The organism is Streptomyces sp. NPDC001156, assembly GCF_053598275.1.
The window spans coordinates 1-15,633 of record NZ_JBSFJX010000064.1 but is presented as its reverse complement, the minus strand read 5'-3'; the positions used below and the strand labels follow the sequence as shown (position 1 = coordinate 15,633).

The window sequence follows — 15,633 nt, the reverse complement described above, 5'->3', positions numbered from 1 at the left end:
GGAGGCCGCAGGTCGTTCTTCGTCGAGGGAATGACGGAGTTCGCGACGGCCCGCTGCGACCCGGCTGACGTCTTCCGTCAACCGGCCGCCGACCGCGACGAAAGCGGAAGGACCGGCCCTGTTTCTCGCACAGGGCCGGTCCTGCTGTCGGTGGGCTTCTCAGACAGCGGCGGGCAAGCGGACCTCGAAGCGGCAGCCGCCGGGGACGTTGCTCACCGCCGCGCGCCCCTGGTGGGCCTCTACGATTCCGCGCACGATCGCCAGGCCCAGACCCGCTCCGGCCGGTGGGGTTCGTGCGTCGGTGCCGCGCCAGCCGGTGTCGAAGACGCGGGGCAGGTCCTCCGGGGGGATGCCGCCGCAGCCGTCGGTGACCGACACGACGACGCTGTTCGCCTCCCGGTGGGCGGAGATCGCGACCGTGCCGTCGGTGGGCGTGCGGTGGATCGCGTTGACGAGCAGGTTGGCCAGGACGCGGGACATCTCGCGGCCGTCGACCTCCACCGGGACGGGTTCGACCCCGTCGCCGATGATCCGTACGCCGTGCTCCTTGGCCAGCGCGTCGGCGCCCGCGAGCGCGTCGCCGACGAGGTCGTAGACCGACATGCGGGTGGTGTTCAGGGCGAGGACTCCGGCCTGGATGCGGGACAGCTCGAAGAGGTCGCCGACCATACCGCTCATACGCCCGACCTCGGCGCGGATGCGGGCGTGGTAGACGCTCGGGTCGTCGACCATGCCGTCCTCCAGGGCCTCGGTCATGGCCTGCAGTCCGGCGAGCGGGGTGCGCAGGTCGTGGGAGATCCAGGCGACCAGTTCGCGCCGGGAGTCCTCCAGGGCCCTCTCCCTCTCCCGGGATGCGGCGAGCTTCGCGCTGGTGGCGGCGAGTTCGCGGCCCAGTTCGGCGAGTTCGGCGGTGGGTGCGGCGGCGGGCGGGACGAAACTGCCGTCGTCGCCCAGGGCACGGGTGGCCTCGGCCAGGGCTCGGCTGCCGCGGACGACGCCGCGGCCGAGCGTGAACGCCACCCCGAGGGAGACGACCGCCGCGATGGAGCACACCATCGTCACGACCCACAGGTCGTGGTCGGACAGGAGCATGGCCCATGACACCAGCATGGTTCCGGCGAGCATCGCAGCGACGGTGACGGCGGCCACCACTGCCAGGGACAACGTGACCGAGCGGTTGCGCAGCAGCCGCAGGACGCCCGTGCCGAGCAGGCCCGCACCCGCGGCGCCGATGGCCGCGTAGGCCGCGATCAGGAGGGTGTCATGCAGCATCGTCGGCTCCGTCGCCTGCCAGGGGAGGGTCGAAGCGGTATCCCACGCCCCACACGGTGCTGATCAGACGGGGGTGTGCCGGGTCGTCCTCGATCTTCTCCCGCAGGCGCCGCACGTGGACGGTGACGGTCGACAAGTCGCCGAACTCCCAGCCCCACACCCGGCGCATCAGCTCCTCGCGGCTCGTCGCCCGTCCGGGGTTTCGCAGAAAGTGCTCCAGCAGGTCGAACTCCCGGATGGTCAGGGAGAGTTCGGCGCCGTGGCGGGTGACGCGGCGGGCGTTGGGGTCCAGGGCGAGAGGGCCGGCGCGCAGCCAGGATCCGGGCGGGGCGGTCTGTGCGGCGGCCAGTGCTCCCGTACGGCGCAGCACCGACTCCACCCTGAGGACGAGTTCACGGGGACTGAAGGGTTTGGTGACGTAGTCGTCCGCCCCGACCTCCAAGCCGAGAATGCGGTCCTCCTCGTCGCCGCGTGCCGTCAGCATGATCACCGGGATCGGGCTGTTCCCGCGGATGCGGCGACAGACCTCAAGCCCGTCCATGCCGGGCAGCATCAGGTCCAGCACCACCAGGTCGGGTGGCTGGGCGGCGGCGCGGGCAACGGCGGCGGGTCCGTCGGCAGCCACGTCGACGGCGAAGCCCGACCGGCCCAGATAGCCGGCGACGACCTCGGAGACGGTGGGGTCGTCGTCCACGACGAGTACGCGTTTCACGCCACCGAGTCTCGCACCGGCTCACAACAGTCGGCGGGCGCGGCTGCGGACGTCAGCGATCCGTAAGATCACCAAATCCCTTTTGTCCGTTTCGTTCTCGTAGGGTGAGTGGGGTGATCGAGACATCCCCCTCTTCGCCCGCTTCCGTGGACGTGGTGCTTCCCTGCCTCGACGAGGCCGAGGCCCTGCCGTGGGTGCTGGACCGCATCCCGCCGGGCTGGCGCGCGATCGTCGTCGACAACGGCTCCACCGACGGCTCCGCGGAGATCGCCCGGTCCTTCGGGGCGCATGTGGTCCAGGAGCCGCGCCGCGGCTTCGGCGCCGCCTGCCACGCGGGCCTGACGGCCGCCACGGCCGACGTCGTCTGCTTCTGCGACTGCGACGCCTCCCTCGACCCCGGGCTGCTGCCCACCGTCGCGGGGCCCGTCCTCGACGGCTCCGCCGACCTGGTGCTGGGCCGCCGCAGGCCCGTCACGCGCCGCGCCTGGCCGCTGCACGGCCGTGTGGCCAACCTGGAGCTGGCCCGCCTGATCCGGCGGCGCACCGGACTGCGGCTGCACGACCTCGGCCCCATGCGTGCCGCCCGCCGTGGGCCTCTGCTCGCCCTGGACCTGACCGACCGGCGCTCCGGCTACCCGCTGCAGATGGTGGTCCGCGCCGCCTACGCCGGCTGGCGGGTGGCGGAGACAGATGTGCCCTACCGGCCGCGCACGGGCCGCTCGAAGGTCACCGGCACCTGGCGCGGAACCTGGCACGCGGTACGGGACATGCGGGCCGTCCTCGACGAACGGCCCGCCGCCGCCCCGGTGTCCGCGGTGACCACCCGGGGAACCGGACGATGAGCGCCCGGCACCCGGCCACTGGGCCGGCCACTCTGCTGGTCATCGCCAAGGAACCGGTCCCGGGGCGGGTCAAGACGCGGCTCACTCCGTCCTATACGCCCGAGGAGGCGGCCGCTCTCGCGGAGGCAGCCCTCGCCGACACTCTGCACACCGTGCTTCAGGCCCCCGCCCGACGGCGTGTCCTCGTCCTCGACGGTGCCCCCGGTCCCTGGCTGCCGCCCGGCTTCGACATCGTGCCCCAGGAGGCCGGCGGCCTGGATGAACGGATCGCGGCCGCCTTCGCCCACTGCGATCGAGGACCGGCCCTCCTGGTCGGCATGGACACACCCCAACTGACCGCGGATCTTCTCGCGGTTGCCGGACGCGACGGCCACGACGCCTGGTTCGGTCCGGCCGCGGACGGTGGGTTCTGGGCACTGGGTTTCGCCGACCCGGGGCGCGCCGCGGCCCTCGTACGGGGCGTGCCGATGTCCACCGACCGCACCGGGGCGACGCAGAGGAGCCGACTCGTCCAGGCGGGGCTGCGAGTCGGCGATCTGCCGGTGCTGTGCGATGTGGACACAGCCGCCGACGCCGTCGCGGTCGCTGCCTGCTGCCCGCCCGGCTCGCGCTTCGCCGACACGCTGAACTCGCTTGCGGAGAGCGGTCGGTGAGCGGCCCGGACCCTGCCGTCACCGAGCGGACGACGCGGACTGCGGCCCGACGGCGTCCGCAACCCGTTGTGCTGTGGCCCGTCCAGCTCAACAGGCGTACGCAAACGGCCGATCGGCCAGGTTCAGCGGAGCCGGGTGAGCCGTGGACGGACGACCCCTATGCCGACGCCCTGCGCACCGGCCGCGGCCCGCTCTTCTTGCGCCGCCTGTCGGCACCCGCCCGTCCGGACGGCGCCGGCGAAGAGGGGGAGTTGCTGCCGCTGGAAGTCGAGCGCTGGTGCGCTGGGCCCGACGCCGCCGACACGGATGTCCTGCACCGTTGCACCGGCCCCGTTCTCGACGTCGGCTGCGGACCGGGACGCCTGGTGACCGCCCTTGCCGCCCAAGGCGTGCGGGCGCTCGGCGTGGACGTCAGCCCGGCCGCGGTGGCCCGGACGCGGCGGGGCGGGGGTGCCGCCGTGCGCCGGTCCGTCTTCGACCGCCTGCCGGGGGAAGGCCGCTGGAGCACCGTCCTGTTGATGGACGGCAACGTCGGCATCGGCGGCGACCCGGGCGCCCTCCTCACCCGCCTTCGCACCGTGGTCGCGCCCGGCGGGCGTCTGCTGGCAGAGACCGCGCCGCACGACGTGGACGAGCGTCTCACCGTCCGGGTCGAGGACGACCACGGCCGGTACGGCGGCCCCTTCCCCTGGGCCCGCGTCGGCACCAACGCCCTGCTGACTGCCGCCGACGCCGCGGGGTGGATCCAGGTGGCCCGATGGACGGCCGCGGGCCGCCCGTTCGTGGAACTGCACCGCCCGTAGCCCGGACATCGCGACAAGCACCCCACGGCCGACGGAAGGCCCGACCACCCATGAGCGACACCACCGCCCCACACCATCAGTCCCCCCAGCCGAAGTCCCGTCAGCCCGCAGTACCCGTGAACCGCACAACGGCCCGCATCCACATCATCGCCACCACGATCCTCATCGCCGCGCTCACCGCCGTCGTCTTCGACACCGTTCGCGCAGGCGACAACCAGAGCAACGCCGGCCGCGTGCTGGCCGGATACGCCATCGCCTGGACGTTGTTCGCCGCCTCGGTATGGGCCGTACGCAAGGCCCCTGCGCGAGCGGCGACCGTACTGGTCCTGGTCGGGACTGCCGCCGTGGCGATGGCCGCGCTCGCGGCGCCGCCCCGCACCAGCAACGACATGTACCGCTACGCCTGGGACGGCCGCGTCCAGGCCGCCGGGATCTCCCCGTACGCCCATCCGCCCGCCGCGCCCGCAATCGCCAAGCTGCGCGACGACTGGCTGTTCCCCACCGAGGGTTCCTGCCGGGCCTGGGGACTGACCCGTACGGACAGCGGCCTGTGCGTTCGCATCAACCGTCCCACCGTCCCGACCATCTACCCGCCCGTCGCCGAGGGCTGGTTCTTCGGCGTCCACGTCCTCTCACCACCGGACAGCCGCCACAAGTCTCTCCAAGTAGGCGGTGTCGTCCTGGCGTTCGGCACCACCCTCGCCCTCCTCGCCGTTCTGCGCCGACGCGGCGACCCATGCCGGGCCCCGGCCCGCGCCGCCCTGTGGGGGTGGTGTCCGGCCATCCCCTTCGAAGCGGTCAACAACGCGCACATCGACACCCTCGGAGCCCTGCTGACCGTGCTCGCCCTCGGCACCGCCACCGCGGGGGTCCGCCGCGGCGCACTCCTCGGCGCCGCGATCGCCGTGAAGCTGCTGCCCGTTCTGGCGGTGCCGGGCGCTCTGTCCGGTGAGCGCAGCCCGTCGCGCGTGGTGCGCGTGGTGTCGGCCGCGCTCGCGGCAGTCGCGCTCGCCTACCTGCCCTACGTCATCGCCTCCGGCGCGGGCGTCCTGGGCTACCTGCCGGGCTACCTCCAGGAGGAGGGCTACGAACCCGGAGACGTGCACCGCTTCGCCCTGCTGCGGCTGCTTCTCCCGGACGCCGCCGCGGGGGTGACCGTCAGCGTGCTGCTCGCACTGACGGCCCTGTATGTGTGGTGGCGCGGCGACCCGGCCCGCCCCTGGCGCGGCGCCCTGTTGCTGACCGGCACCGCTCTGCTGCTGGTCTCGCCCAACTACCCTTGGTACTCACTGCTCGTCGTCGGCCTGGTCGCGCTCGACGGCCGCTGGGAATGGCTGACTGTCACCCTCGCCGGCACCGTCCTCTACCTCGGTGGCCCGCTGCTGCCCGGCTTCCCCCTCCAGGCGTGGGCGTACGGCACGGCCGCGGTCTGTGTCGCGCTCGGGGCCTGTCTGCGCGCCGCCCCGGCACGGAACCTTCTGGACCGGCGCCGGGTCAGGTACCTGCCGTGTACCTGACCCAGATCGCGGACGCCTGCCATCAGATTCGGCCGCATGACGCGCCGCCCGGCCCCTCCAGCTCGGTGGTGCTGGGGGGCAACCACATCCACGACCACCGGGCGCTGCTCGCCCTGAGGCTCAGTAACGCGGACCTCTCGATCGATCACGTCCATTCGGCGCGCGTCATCGACTCGGCCAACCCCAGGGGTGAACAACGCCAAGTGGGTGCACCGTTTCACCATGGCTGATCATCACGGGAGCGGTGTTCGGCGCCCCTGAGCGGCCAGCGCAAAATCTCGCGCGACCTGTGCGCACCCTACGATCGCCTGCTACGACTGGGCGGAACGGGGAGGGGCATGCACGAGAACGTCAAAGGCGGGACAGCGATGGCTGCGCGGCTCGCGGGCGGCGCGCCACTGCGGAGTGCGCTGGTCGTCACCGACCCCGCCGAATGGCTCGCGTTGGACGGGGGTGTCCGGGAAGTGACCTGCTTCCGCTCGGACTTGATGCCGGAGCGCGCCGCGCCGCTGCCCGCCGATCTGTGGCAGCTGGGCGAGTCGCGGCTCGCGCTCGCGCTCTGCCACCGTGACGGGCGCATCCGCCAGAGGGCGCTGCACGGGGTGGCGCACTACCCCAGCCTGCTGCCGCTGATCGTGATCCGCTGCGCGGACTGGGTCGAACCTGTGCGCGAACGTGCCCGCGAAGTACTGCGGGAGGCACTGGACGCCGAACCCGACGCCGCTGTCGACCTGGCGTCGTTGATCCTTCGCGTGGGTCGCCGCGACAAAGGTGCCTTCTGCGTCGATCTCCTTGAGGAAATCCTCGGTCGGCACCCTCGTGGGCGAGTCGCCGCCCTCTTCTCCGAACGCGACCGCATGGTGCGACGGTTCGCCTACCGGCTGGCCATCGAGCACCAGCTCCTACGGCCCGCCCAACTGGCCCGCGCGGCAGCGCGGGATGACGACAGCGTCGTTCAGGACCTGTGCGCCACGGCGGCGCTCGCGTCCGTACCGGAGGGAGACGCCGACGACGAGGTGCTCACACCGCTGCTGACCGCGCGCAACCCGCGTACCCGTTCGGCCGGCGTCACCGCGCTGCGGCGAGCGGGGCGGCCTGAGCCGACCGAGGCGTTTCTGAGCGACCCGTCCGCACTGGTGCGCGCCTGCGCCCGGTACGTCGTGCGACAGCATGGGGGCGATCCCGCCGCCTGGTACCGGCTGCGGTGTGCGGCATCCGACGATCCCGAACTGCCGGCCGGTGCGGTCATCGGGCTGGCCGAGTGCGGAAGCCGCGCGGATGCCCACCTGCTGTGGCCGCTGCTGGCGCACCCTGCCCCGGCGGTGCGGGCCCGGGCGGTGGCCGGGTTGCGCACACTGGATGTCGCGAGTGCGGAGCGGTTGCGACCACTGCTCGACGACCCGGCCGCCGGGGTTGTGCGTGAGACCGTCCTCGCCCTGCTGCCGTCGGCGAAGGAACTGGCCTCGGACCGGCTGCTGGAACGCACCGGGCCCAATGCGCCGGAGTGACCTCGGTAGCGCGGCTGGTGGGGCGGACCGCTGGCCCCTGACCCGCGGCCCCGGCCCTGCGCGTACTGCCGGGCGAAGGCGGCCGCCTGTTGGCAGGCGTCGAGCGTGCGCGACCACTGGACCACCGCACGTGCGCGTTGATCGACGGATTCGGGTGTGACTGCTGCGGTCACGCCAATTTGGGCAAATCGGTAATTCCATTCCGCGCCGGAGGCAGACAGGCTTGAATCAGCGAGGTCCGACCCGGACCCGAGGTCGGCACAACCCCAGGAGTGCACATGCCTACCCTTGACCGCCACGACAACAATGTGTTCGTCCTCGATCTCGGCGACGGTGAGAACCGTTTCCACCCGGACTGGATCGCTGCCGTCGACGCCGCCCTGAGCGAGGTGGAGAAGGCAGAAGGGCCGCGTGCCCTGGTGACCGCCGCGACGGGGAAGTTCTACTCCAACGGCCTGGACCTGGAGTGGCTGGGCGCCCACGCCGACCAGCAGGAGAGCTACCGCAGCTCCGTCCATGCCCTCTTCGCCCGCGTGCTGTCCCTGCCGGTGATCACCGTGGCCGCCCTGCAGGGGCACACCTTCGCCGCCGGAGCGATGTTCTCCCTCGCGCACGACTTCCGTGTCATGCGCGCCGACCGCGGCTTCTGGTGTCTGCCCGAGGCCGACATCAACATCCCGTTCACGCCCGGCATGTCCGCCCTGATCCGCTCCCGGCTGGCGCCGCAGACCGCGCACGAGGCCATGGTCACCGGCCGCCGCTACGGTGGGTCGGAAGCCGAGGAGGTCGACATCGTCGACTGGGCGGTGGACGAGGACGCCGTGCGTTCCACGGCCGTCAAGGTCGCCGAGGCGCAGGTCGGCAAGGCGGGTGACACCCTCGGCACCATCAAGGCACGTATGTACGCCTCGGTCCTGGCCACCCTGCGTGACAAGCCCGATCCGCTTGGCTGACATGCCATGCGGACGATCGGCCGCGCAGACAACCGGATGTTCTACGTCGTAGTCGAGGGCGACGGCACGGACGAGGTTGATCACGGCGGCCGTCGTGGCGTTGCGGCCCCGGGCGTCCGGGGCCCCGCGCCGCCCGTACGCCGACACCCTGGCGACGTTCGCATCGCCGCCGACGGCACGCAGCGCCGGTACGGCGGCCCGGACGTAGCCCCATGGGGCGAGCACGAGCGGTGACGGCGAAGAGCTGGCCGAACCGCTCGATCGTCCCGGACGACTCCGGCTCCAGCCGACCGGCGCCGCCGATCTCCGCGTCGAGGTCGGCCGCGTCCAGCCGCACCGACCGGTCCAGAGCCAGGCCACGGCCGCCGGTCACCGTCGTGAGCGGCCCAGCCCCGCCGGCGCTGCGGGATTACCGTTGAAGACGTGGAAATGCTGCACCTGCGCTACTTCGTCGCGGTCGCCGAGGAGCTGAACTTCTCGGCTGCAGCCCGACGGCTCCACATGGCGACGTCCCCTTTGAGCCAGCGCATCAGGGACCTGGAGCGAGAACTCGGACAGCAGCTGTTCGACCGCGACACGCGCCGCGTCACGCTCACCCCGGCCGGTTCGGCGCTCCTTCCGATCGCGCGCGATGTTCTCGACGAGTTCAGCTCCATCCCGTGGCGACTGCGTGAGGCGACCCGAGTGCAGCGCGGCACCGTGCTCATCGGCATACCCCCGGGACTGCACCCCGAACTTCGGTCGCGGGTCGGCACACTCACCGAAGACGTACGGGAGCAGTTCGAGCTCCAGCGCTGGCCCGGCAACTCTCATGCCCTGGTGGCCGGCGTCCGCGACGGCAGACTTGCGCTCGCGCTCGCCCGGCTGCCGTTCAGCGATCCGGCTCTGGAGCAGGTGGGCGTGATGTCGGAGCGCATGGGTGCGGCGGTGCCGGCCGACCGGTTCGCGGGCGGGATTCCGTCGCCCTCGCCGATCTGGCGGACCTTGCGTTCGTCGCCCCGCCCAAAGAGGTGAGGCTCGCGTATTTCGACGTCCTCGATCACGCGCTCGCGGAGGCCGGTGTCCGCAATCGCCTGGAACTCACCGACACCGGTTACAACGGGGTGGCCGAAGTGATTTCCGGTGGCATGGCGTTCTGCATTTCCATTCTTGCCCCGGAAAATCCGATCCACGGATATCAGCTGGAGAACGTGACGGTACTGCCGTTCACGGACTTCCACCCCCGGCTGGAAACCGCCCTGGTATGGCGTCGCGACCGTGCAGACAGTGACCTCAAGAACCTTGTCGCTGCCGCGCGCGAGATTTTCGACGAGCTTTTGACCGTGGAGTGAATCCCCGAAAAGCGCAGCTGGGAGATGCTTTGATCAGCGGTGTGACCGCTGCGGTCAAGCCGCCGTTCCCATTTTGATAATTCCGTCTCCCGTGCCTCCTCATTTAGCGTTGCGTATCAGAGGCAAAAAGACGCGATGCTAAGGGAATGGGACAATGGCGGAATCCTTCGTCGCCGGACCGCTCGACGGAATTCGGGTGATCGACCTGTCCACCGTGGTGATGGGTCCCTACGCGGCCCAGATCCTGGGTGATCTCGGCGCCGACGTGATCAAGATCGAGTCGCCCTCCGACACCGTCCGGGTGGGCCGGTACCACGTCACGCCGGGCATGACCGCGCTGAGCTTGAACGTCAACCGCAACAAGCGCAGTGTTGCCCTCGATCTCAAGGACCCGGCGCAGCATGAGCAGGCCCTGAAGCTGATCGACACGGCGGACGTGCTGATCACCAACATGCGATCGGCGGCGCTGCATCGGCTGGGCCTGACCTACGCGGACGTCGCCGCGCGCAACCCGGGCCTGGTCTACGCCCACGGCCAGGGCTTCCGCAGCGAGTCCGACCAGGCCGGAAACGCCGCCTACGACGAGACCGTGCAGGCCGCCTCCGGGCTGGTCGACATCACCCACCGCGCGCTGGGCACGCCGGTCTACCTGCCGACGATCATCGGGGACAAGGTCTCCGCACTGACCATCGTCTACAGCGTGCTCGCCGCCCTGCTGCACCGCCGCTGCACCGGGCAGGGCCAGCACATCGAGGTCCCGATGACCGACACGCTGCTCGCGTTCAACCTGGTCGAGCACCTGGCAGGGCACGAGTTCGAGCCGGTGACGGGTCCCACGGGCCACCCCAGGTCGATGTCGAAGGAGCACCGGGCGCGGCGCACCAAGGACGGTCTCGCCTGCCTCGTCCCCTACACCCCGCAGAACTTCCGCGACTTCTTCGTCGCCGCCGGGCGACCGGACCTCGCCGCGGACCCCCGGGTCAACGGGCAGGTCATCGACATGGCCGACCTCGACGCCCTGGCCGGGCTGGTCGACGAGTGCGCGCCGACGCTGACCACGGAGGAGTGGGCGGAGGTGTGCGCCAAGCACAGCATCCCGATGGCTCCCGTGCTGGAGCTGGAGCACGCCCACGAGGACCCGTACGTCCGCGACGGCCACCTGCTGGAGACGGTAGTCCACCCGACCGAGGGACCGATCCGCGCGATCGGGATACCGGTGCGGTTCTCCGCGACGCCCGGTTCGATCCGCCGTCTTGCTCCGGTACCGGGCCAGGACACCGCCGAGGTCCTCGCCGAACTGTCCGACCGCTGAACCCCAGTCCCCTGTACCTCTTCGAGAGAAGCGAGCCATGAGCACCACCGACGTGCGCACCCGCCGAGCGGGCACCACCCTGCTGATCACGATCGATCGCCCACAAGCACGCAACTCCGTGAACGCCGCGGTCGCCGCACTCCTGGCCGAGGCACTGGACGAGCTGGAGACCGACCAGAGCCTCCGAGCCGGCGTACTGACCGGTGCCGGCGGTACCTTCAGCGCCGGGATGGACCTCAAGGCCGCCCTGCGCGGCGAGTCCCCGAACATCCCAGGACGCGGATTCGGCGGCGTCACCGAGGCAGAGCGGACGAAGCCGCTGATCGCCGCCGTCGAGGGCTGGGCCGTGGGGGGCGGTTTCGAACTGGCCCTGGCCTGCGACCTGATCGTGGCCGCGGAGGACGCGCACTTCGGTCTGCCGGAGGTCAAGCGGGGACTGATCGCCGCCGGTGGCGGAGTGATCCGACTGCCCCGGCGCATCCCGTACCACCTCGCGATGGAGTTCCTGCTGACCGGCGAGCCGGTGAGCGGCCGCCGGGCCGGCGAACTGGGCCTGGCCAACCGGGTCGTGCCCGCCGGTCAGGCAGTGGAGGCATCCCTCCTGCTCGCCGAGCAGCTCGCGGCGAACGCCCCGCTCGCGCTGGCCGCCGTGAAGGCGGTCGTACGGGCTGCGGACGGCGCGCCCGAGGCCGACGCCTTCGCGGCGCAGCGCACGGTGATGGCCAAGCTGATGGCCTCGGCCGACGTCCGCGAGGGCATGACCGCCTTCGCCGAGCGCCGTGCCCCGCAGTGGACGGGGCGGTGACATGCGGATCGAAGACGTGCGGCGGCACATGACCACCCTGCTGACCAGCCCGACGCATGCGCCGACAGTCCCTCGCTTCACCGACCGCGAGTACCCCGACATGCGCGTCCAGGAGCTGGTGCGCACCGAGATCACCGACGTGGTCGTCAAGGAGGCCTGCACCGGCTCCACACGGCTCCGGCTCTTCGCCCACGTCCTTGCCCCGCCGGCCGACCTGCCCGTACTGGAGGTCGTCTCCGCCGGGCACCTCCTCACCGACCTGACCCTCGCCCCCGTAGAGCCGGTCTTCGACCACCTGAAGGGAGACGCGCAGTGACGCACCCCATCCGTACCGCCGCCGTGATCGGGGCGGGCACCATCGGACTGTCCTGGACGGCGCTGTTCGCCGCACACGGCCTGACCGTCCATGTCAGCGATCCCCGTCCCGATCTGCCGGAGGCGGTCGCCGAGGCGCTCGCCGCGTTCGGCCCGCACCTGGCCGCGCAGGGCCTGGACACCGACGGCCTCACCGACCGCGTACACCTCGCGGCCGACATCACCGAAGCAGTCCGGGACGCGGACGTCGTCCAGGAGAACGGCCCCGAGCGCGTCGAGTTCAAGAAGGAGCTGTTCGCCCAGCTGGTCCGGGAGGCACCCGGGCACGCGCTGCTGCTGAGCTCGTCGTCGGCGATCCCGGCGACCGCCTTCACCACGGAGCTCGAAGACGCGGGCCGCATCCTCATCGGACACCCCTTCAACCCGCCCCACCTTCTGCCGCTCGTCGAGGTCGTACCCGGCGTAAGCACCACCGAGGAATCCGTGCAGGCGGCCGTCGACTTCTACACCGCCGTCGGCCGCACGCCCGTCGTCGAACGCCAGGAGATCCCCGGGTTCGTGGGCAACCGCCTCCAGAACGCGCTCAGCCGCCAGGCCGTCTACCTCGTCCAGCAGGGCGTGGTGACCCCCGAGGACCTGGACACCGTCGTGACCCACTCGCTCGGCATCCGCTGGGCGACGGTCGGTCCGTTCCTGGGCGCGCACCTGGGCGGAGGCCCCGGCGGCTACCGCCACATCACCGAGCACATCGGCTCGTCCCTGCAGCAGCTGTCCCTCGGCGAGCCCTCGCAGGACCCCGAGGACCAGGAGCGAGTAGTCCAAGCGGTGGAGAAGGCATACACCTCAACTCCCTACGCCGACCTCGCCGAAGCCCGAGACCGCGGGCAACTCGCCGTCCTGTCCGCCCTGGAAGACATCCGCCGCAACCAGCACAACAAGGAGCACTGAGATGACCGTCACCACCCCCGTCCCCACCCCCGTCGCGCCGCTGGACGACCTGCTGACCGCCGACTTCTACCGCTACCAGACGCTGCTTTCGGACGACGAGCGCGACATTCTCCTCAAGGCCCGCACCTTCCTGCGCAAGGAGGTCAAGCCGCTGGTCAACGAGTACTGGGGCAAGGCCGAGTTCCCTGTCGAACTGATCGAGAAGTTCCGCGGCAGCGGGCTGGCCGCCCTGGCCTACGAGGGATACGGCGAGCACAAGGCGGCCACCAGCCACCTGCTCGGCGGCATGCTCGCCACGGAGCTGGGCCGCGTCGACGCGTCGGTCGCCACGTTCTTCGGCGTCCACAACGGGCTCGGTTTCTACTCCATCTACTACGGCGGCGACCAGGAGCAGCGCGACAGGTTCCTGCCCGCCATGGCCACGATGGAGAAGATCGGCGCCTTCGCCCTGACCGAACCGCTCGGCGGCTCCGACGTCTCCGGCGGCATGCGCACCACCGCCAGGCGCGAGGGCGACACCTGGATCATCAACGGCGCCAAGAAGTGGATAGGCAACGCCACCTTCGCCGACTACGTCGTGGTCTTCGCCCGGGACGTCGACGACAACAAGGTGAAGGCCTTCGTCGTCGAAAAGGGCACCCCCGGCTTCAAACCCGAGAAGATCGAAGGCAAGATCGCACTGCGGATCGTGCAGAACGCCGAGATCACCCTGACCGACGTGCACGTGCCGGAGGCGAACCGGCTGCAGAACATCAAGGGCTTTCGCGACGTCGCCGAGGTCCTGCGCCAGACCCGCAGCGGGGTCGCCTGGCAGGCCCTGGGCGTCATGATCGGCGCCTACGAACTCGCGCTCGACTACGCCAAGGAACGCATCGCCTTCGGCCGCCCCATCGCCAAGTTCCAGCTGGTACAGGACCTCCTCGTCAAGAGCCTCGGCAACATCACCGCCTCCTGGGGCATGCTGATACAACTCGCCCGGCTGCAGGACCAGGGCATTTTCCGCGATGAACACTCCGCGCTGGCCAAGGAGTACGTCGCGGCCCGTATGCGCGAGGTCGTCGGCTGGTGCCGCGAACTCTTCGGCGGCAACGGCATCCTCCTCGACTACGACGTCGCCCGGTTCTTCTCCGACGCCGAAGCCCTCTACTCCTACGAGGGCACACACCAGATGCAGACACTCATCGTCGGCAAGTCCATCACCGGCCACAGCGCCTTCGTGGGGTGAACGCAATGACCACCGAATCCGTTTTCACCGGCCTGAAGGTCCTCGACGCGTCGACCTACATCGCGGGACCGGCCGCGGCCACCGTGCTCTCCGACTTCGGAGCGGACGTCATCAAGATCGAGCCACCCGGGCAGGGCGATCCCCAGCGACGGCTCAGCTTCGTCCCGCCCAGCCCCCGGGCACAGGCCAACTACGGCTGGCACCTCGCCAACCGCAACAAGCGCGGCATGGTGATCGACCTGAAGTCCCCGGGGGCCCCCAGGATCCTCAAGCGCCTCGTCGAGTGGGCCGACGTGGTGATCACCAACTTCCCGCACGGCACGCGCGAGAAGCTGCACCTCGACTACGAGCAGGTCTCGAGCTGGAACCCGAGGGTCATCCACGCCGACATCACGGGCTTCGGGGATGCCGGACCCGACGCCGGGCAGCCGGGCTTCGACCTGACCGCCTACTGGTCGCGCAGCGGGCTGCTGGCCTCCACCCGGGACGCGGGAGCCCCGCCGACCGTGCCGGTCTGGGGCAGCGGCGACTACACGTCGGCGATCGCGATCTACGCCGCGATCGTGACCGCCCTGTACCGCCGTGAGCAGACGGGGCAAGGGGCCAGTGTCGGGACGTCGCTGCTCGCGACGGGCGTCTGGGCCACCGGAACGCTCGTGGCCGGCGCGCTCGCCGGCGGCACGTCCTTCGAACTGCACGACCGGAACGCGCCCGTGAACGCGCTGACCAACCCCTACCGGACGGCGGACGGCCAGTGGTTCATGCTGGCCACCTCCTCCGTGCACTGGCCGGGACTGACCCGGGCCATCGGACACCCCGAACTGCTCGAGGATCCCCGCTTCGCCGACATCGAGGGCCTGGTCAAGCACGCCGACACGGTGAGCGAGCTGCTCGACGCCGAGTTCCGCTCACGGCCCTTCGCCCACTGGAAGGACGCCCTGGACCGGGAACGCATCACCTACAGCCTCATCCAGACACCGGAGAAGGCGGCGCAGGACCCGCAACTGCGCGCGAACGACATCGTCGTACCCCTGGAGGGGGTCAGCGGGCTGGAGGAGACCGTCAGCAGCCCGGTCAACCTGCGGGGGGTGCCGAAGGTCCCGGCGAAGCGGGCGCCTGACCTGGGCGAGCACACCGACGAGATCCTTGCCGAGCTGGGATTCGGCCCCGCCGAGATCGCCCGGCTGCGTTCCCGGGGAGCGATCCCGGGGACGACGGAAGCGAAGGCGGCGTGATGAGCCCGGCGTCCGAAACGCTGGGCGGGGCGCTCCACGAGCGCCGGGGCGGCGCACAGCTCACCGCCCGCCGCTACGACGGGTCGGATGCCAAGGCCGGGGGCCGCCCGCGTGTGGGGGCCCGCCGTTAGGTAGAGCACCCCGCTGTACTCCACTAACAAGATTAAAGAAGGGGTTTTGGCTGTTGTGGGGGGTAATTTGG

At 70.9% G+C, this 15,633-nt stretch carries 18 protein-coding genes and 1 pseudogene; 17 read left to right on the top strand and 2 right to left on the bottom strand.

What is annotated here, in order from left to right:
- Nucleotides 1-159: 159 nt before the first annotated feature.
- On the bottom strand, nt 160-1,272 hold the full coding sequence (locus tag ACWDA7_RS26650; protein ID WP_450606920.1) for a sensor histidine kinase: 1,113 nt from the start codon (nt 1,270-1,272) through the stop codon (nt 160-162).
- Nucleotides 1,262-1,984, bottom strand: a complete 723-nt coding sequence (locus tag ACWDA7_RS26645; protein WP_450606918.1) for a response regulator transcription factor — start codon at nt 1,982-1,984, stop codon at nt 1,262-1,264. The genes ACWDA7_RS26650 and ACWDA7_RS26645 overlap by 11 nt, the downstream gene beginning before the upstream one ends.
- A 113-nt stretch (nt 1,985-2,097) precedes the next feature.
- Between ACWDA7_RS26645 and ACWDA7_RS26640 the strand changes: the two genes are divergently transcribed.
- The 17 genes and pseudogenes from ACWDA7_RS26640 (at nt 2,098) to ACWDA7_RS26560 (ending at nt 15,562) form a co-directional block, all read left to right on the top strand.
- Entirely contained in the window at nt 2,098-2,826 is a 729-nt protein-coding gene (locus ACWDA7_RS26640; RefSeq protein ID WP_450606916.1) for a glycosyltransferase family 2 protein, read from the top strand.
- Entirely contained in the window at nt 2,823-3,479 is a 657-nt protein-coding gene (locus ACWDA7_RS26635; RefSeq protein ID WP_450606914.1) for a TIGR04282 family arsenosugar biosynthesis glycosyltransferase, read from the top strand. The genes ACWDA7_RS26640 and ACWDA7_RS26635 overlap by 4 nt, the downstream gene beginning before the upstream one ends.
- Nucleotides 3,476-4,282, top strand: coding sequence for a class I SAM-dependent methyltransferase (locus ACWDA7_RS26630; protein ID WP_450606912.1), 807 nt, complete (start codon nt 3,476-3,478; stop codon nt 4,280-4,282). Before ACWDA7_RS26635 ends, ACWDA7_RS26630 begins: the two co-directional genes overlap by 4 nt.
- A 50-nt stretch (nt 4,283-4,332) precedes the next feature.
- Nucleotides 4,333-5,799 carry a glycosyltransferase 87 family protein gene (locus ACWDA7_RS26625; protein WP_450606910.1) on the top strand — a complete coding sequence of 489 codons (1,467 nt, stop codon included), beginning with the start codon at nt 4,333-4,335 and terminating at the stop codon, nt 5,797-5,799.
- Nucleotides 5,790-6,029: a hypothetical protein gene (locus tag ACWDA7_RS26620; RefSeq protein WP_450606908.1), complete on the top strand. Its 240-nt coding sequence runs from the start codon at nt 5,790-5,792 to the stop codon at nt 6,027-6,029. Before ACWDA7_RS26625 ends, ACWDA7_RS26620 begins: the two co-directional genes overlap by 10 nt.
- A gap of 108 nt (nt 6,030-6,137) precedes the next feature.
- On the top strand, nt 6,138-7,307 hold the full coding sequence (locus ACWDA7_RS26615; protein ID WP_450606906.1) for a hypothetical protein: 1,170 nt from the start codon (nt 6,138-6,140) through the stop codon (nt 7,305-7,307).
- A 278-nt stretch (nt 7,308-7,585) separates the two neighbouring features.
- The gene (locus ACWDA7_RS26610; RefSeq protein ID WP_450606904.1) at nt 7,586-8,260 is read left to right on the top strand and encodes an enoyl-CoA hydratase-related protein; all 675 of its coding nucleotides are present in this window, start codon (nt 7,586-7,588) and stop codon (nt 8,258-8,260) included.
- A 6-nt stretch (nt 8,261-8,266) separates the two neighbouring features.
- Nucleotides 8,267-8,494 (top strand): hypothetical protein, encoded by a 228-nt coding sequence (locus tag ACWDA7_RS26605; RefSeq protein ID WP_450606902.1) that lies wholly within the window; start codon nt 8,267-8,269, stop codon nt 8,492-8,494.
- Between the two features lie 195 nt (nt 8,495-8,689).
- Nucleotides 8,690-9,274, top strand: a complete 585-nt coding sequence (locus ACWDA7_RS26600) for a LysR family transcriptional regulator (protein WP_450606980.1) — start codon at nt 8,690-8,692, stop codon at nt 9,272-9,274.
- Nucleotides 9,235-9,591 (top strand): hypothetical protein, encoded by a 357-nt coding sequence (locus tag ACWDA7_RS26595; RefSeq protein WP_450606978.1) that lies wholly within the window; start codon nt 9,235-9,237, stop codon nt 9,589-9,591. Before ACWDA7_RS26600 ends, ACWDA7_RS26595 begins: the two co-directional genes overlap by 40 nt.
- Nucleotides 9,592-9,745: 154 nt before the next feature.
- Nucleotides 9,746-10,903: a CaiB/BaiF CoA transferase family protein gene (locus ACWDA7_RS26590; protein ID WP_450606900.1), complete on the top strand. Its 1,158-nt coding sequence runs from the start codon at nt 9,746-9,748 to the stop codon at nt 10,901-10,903.
- Between the two features lie 37 nt (nt 10,904-10,940).
- On the top strand, nt 10,941-11,708 hold the full coding sequence (locus ACWDA7_RS26585; protein WP_450606898.1) for a crotonase/enoyl-CoA hydratase family protein: 768 nt from the start codon (nt 10,941-10,943) through the stop codon (nt 11,706-11,708).
- A gap of 103 nt (nt 11,709-11,811) precedes the next feature.
- Nucleotides 11,812-12,024, top strand: a pseudogene (locus ACWDA7_RS26580) (acetoacetate decarboxylase family protein); the annotation flags it as partial.
- Nucleotides 12,021-12,971, top strand: coding sequence for a 3-hydroxyacyl-CoA dehydrogenase NAD-binding domain-containing protein (locus ACWDA7_RS26575; protein ID WP_450606896.1), 951 nt, complete (start codon nt 12,021-12,023; stop codon nt 12,969-12,971). The pseudogene ACWDA7_RS26580 and the gene ACWDA7_RS26575, both read left to right, overlap by 4 nt.
- A gap of 1 nt (nt 12,972) precedes the next feature.
- Nucleotides 12,973-14,196, top strand: a complete 1,224-nt coding sequence (locus ACWDA7_RS26570; protein WP_450606894.1) for an acyl-CoA dehydrogenase family protein — start codon at nt 12,973-12,975, stop codon at nt 14,194-14,196.
- 5 nt (nt 14,197-14,201) lie between these two features.
- Nucleotides 14,202-15,431: a CaiB/BaiF CoA transferase family protein gene (locus tag ACWDA7_RS26565; RefSeq protein ID WP_450606892.1), complete on the top strand. Its 1,230-nt coding sequence runs from the start codon at nt 14,202-14,204 to the stop codon at nt 15,429-15,431.
- Entirely contained in the window at nt 15,431-15,562 is a 132-nt protein-coding gene (locus ACWDA7_RS26560) for a hypothetical protein (protein WP_450606890.1), read from the top strand. The genes ACWDA7_RS26565 and ACWDA7_RS26560 overlap by 1 nt, the downstream gene beginning before the upstream one ends.
- Nucleotides 15,563-15,633: the final 71 nt, after the last annotated feature.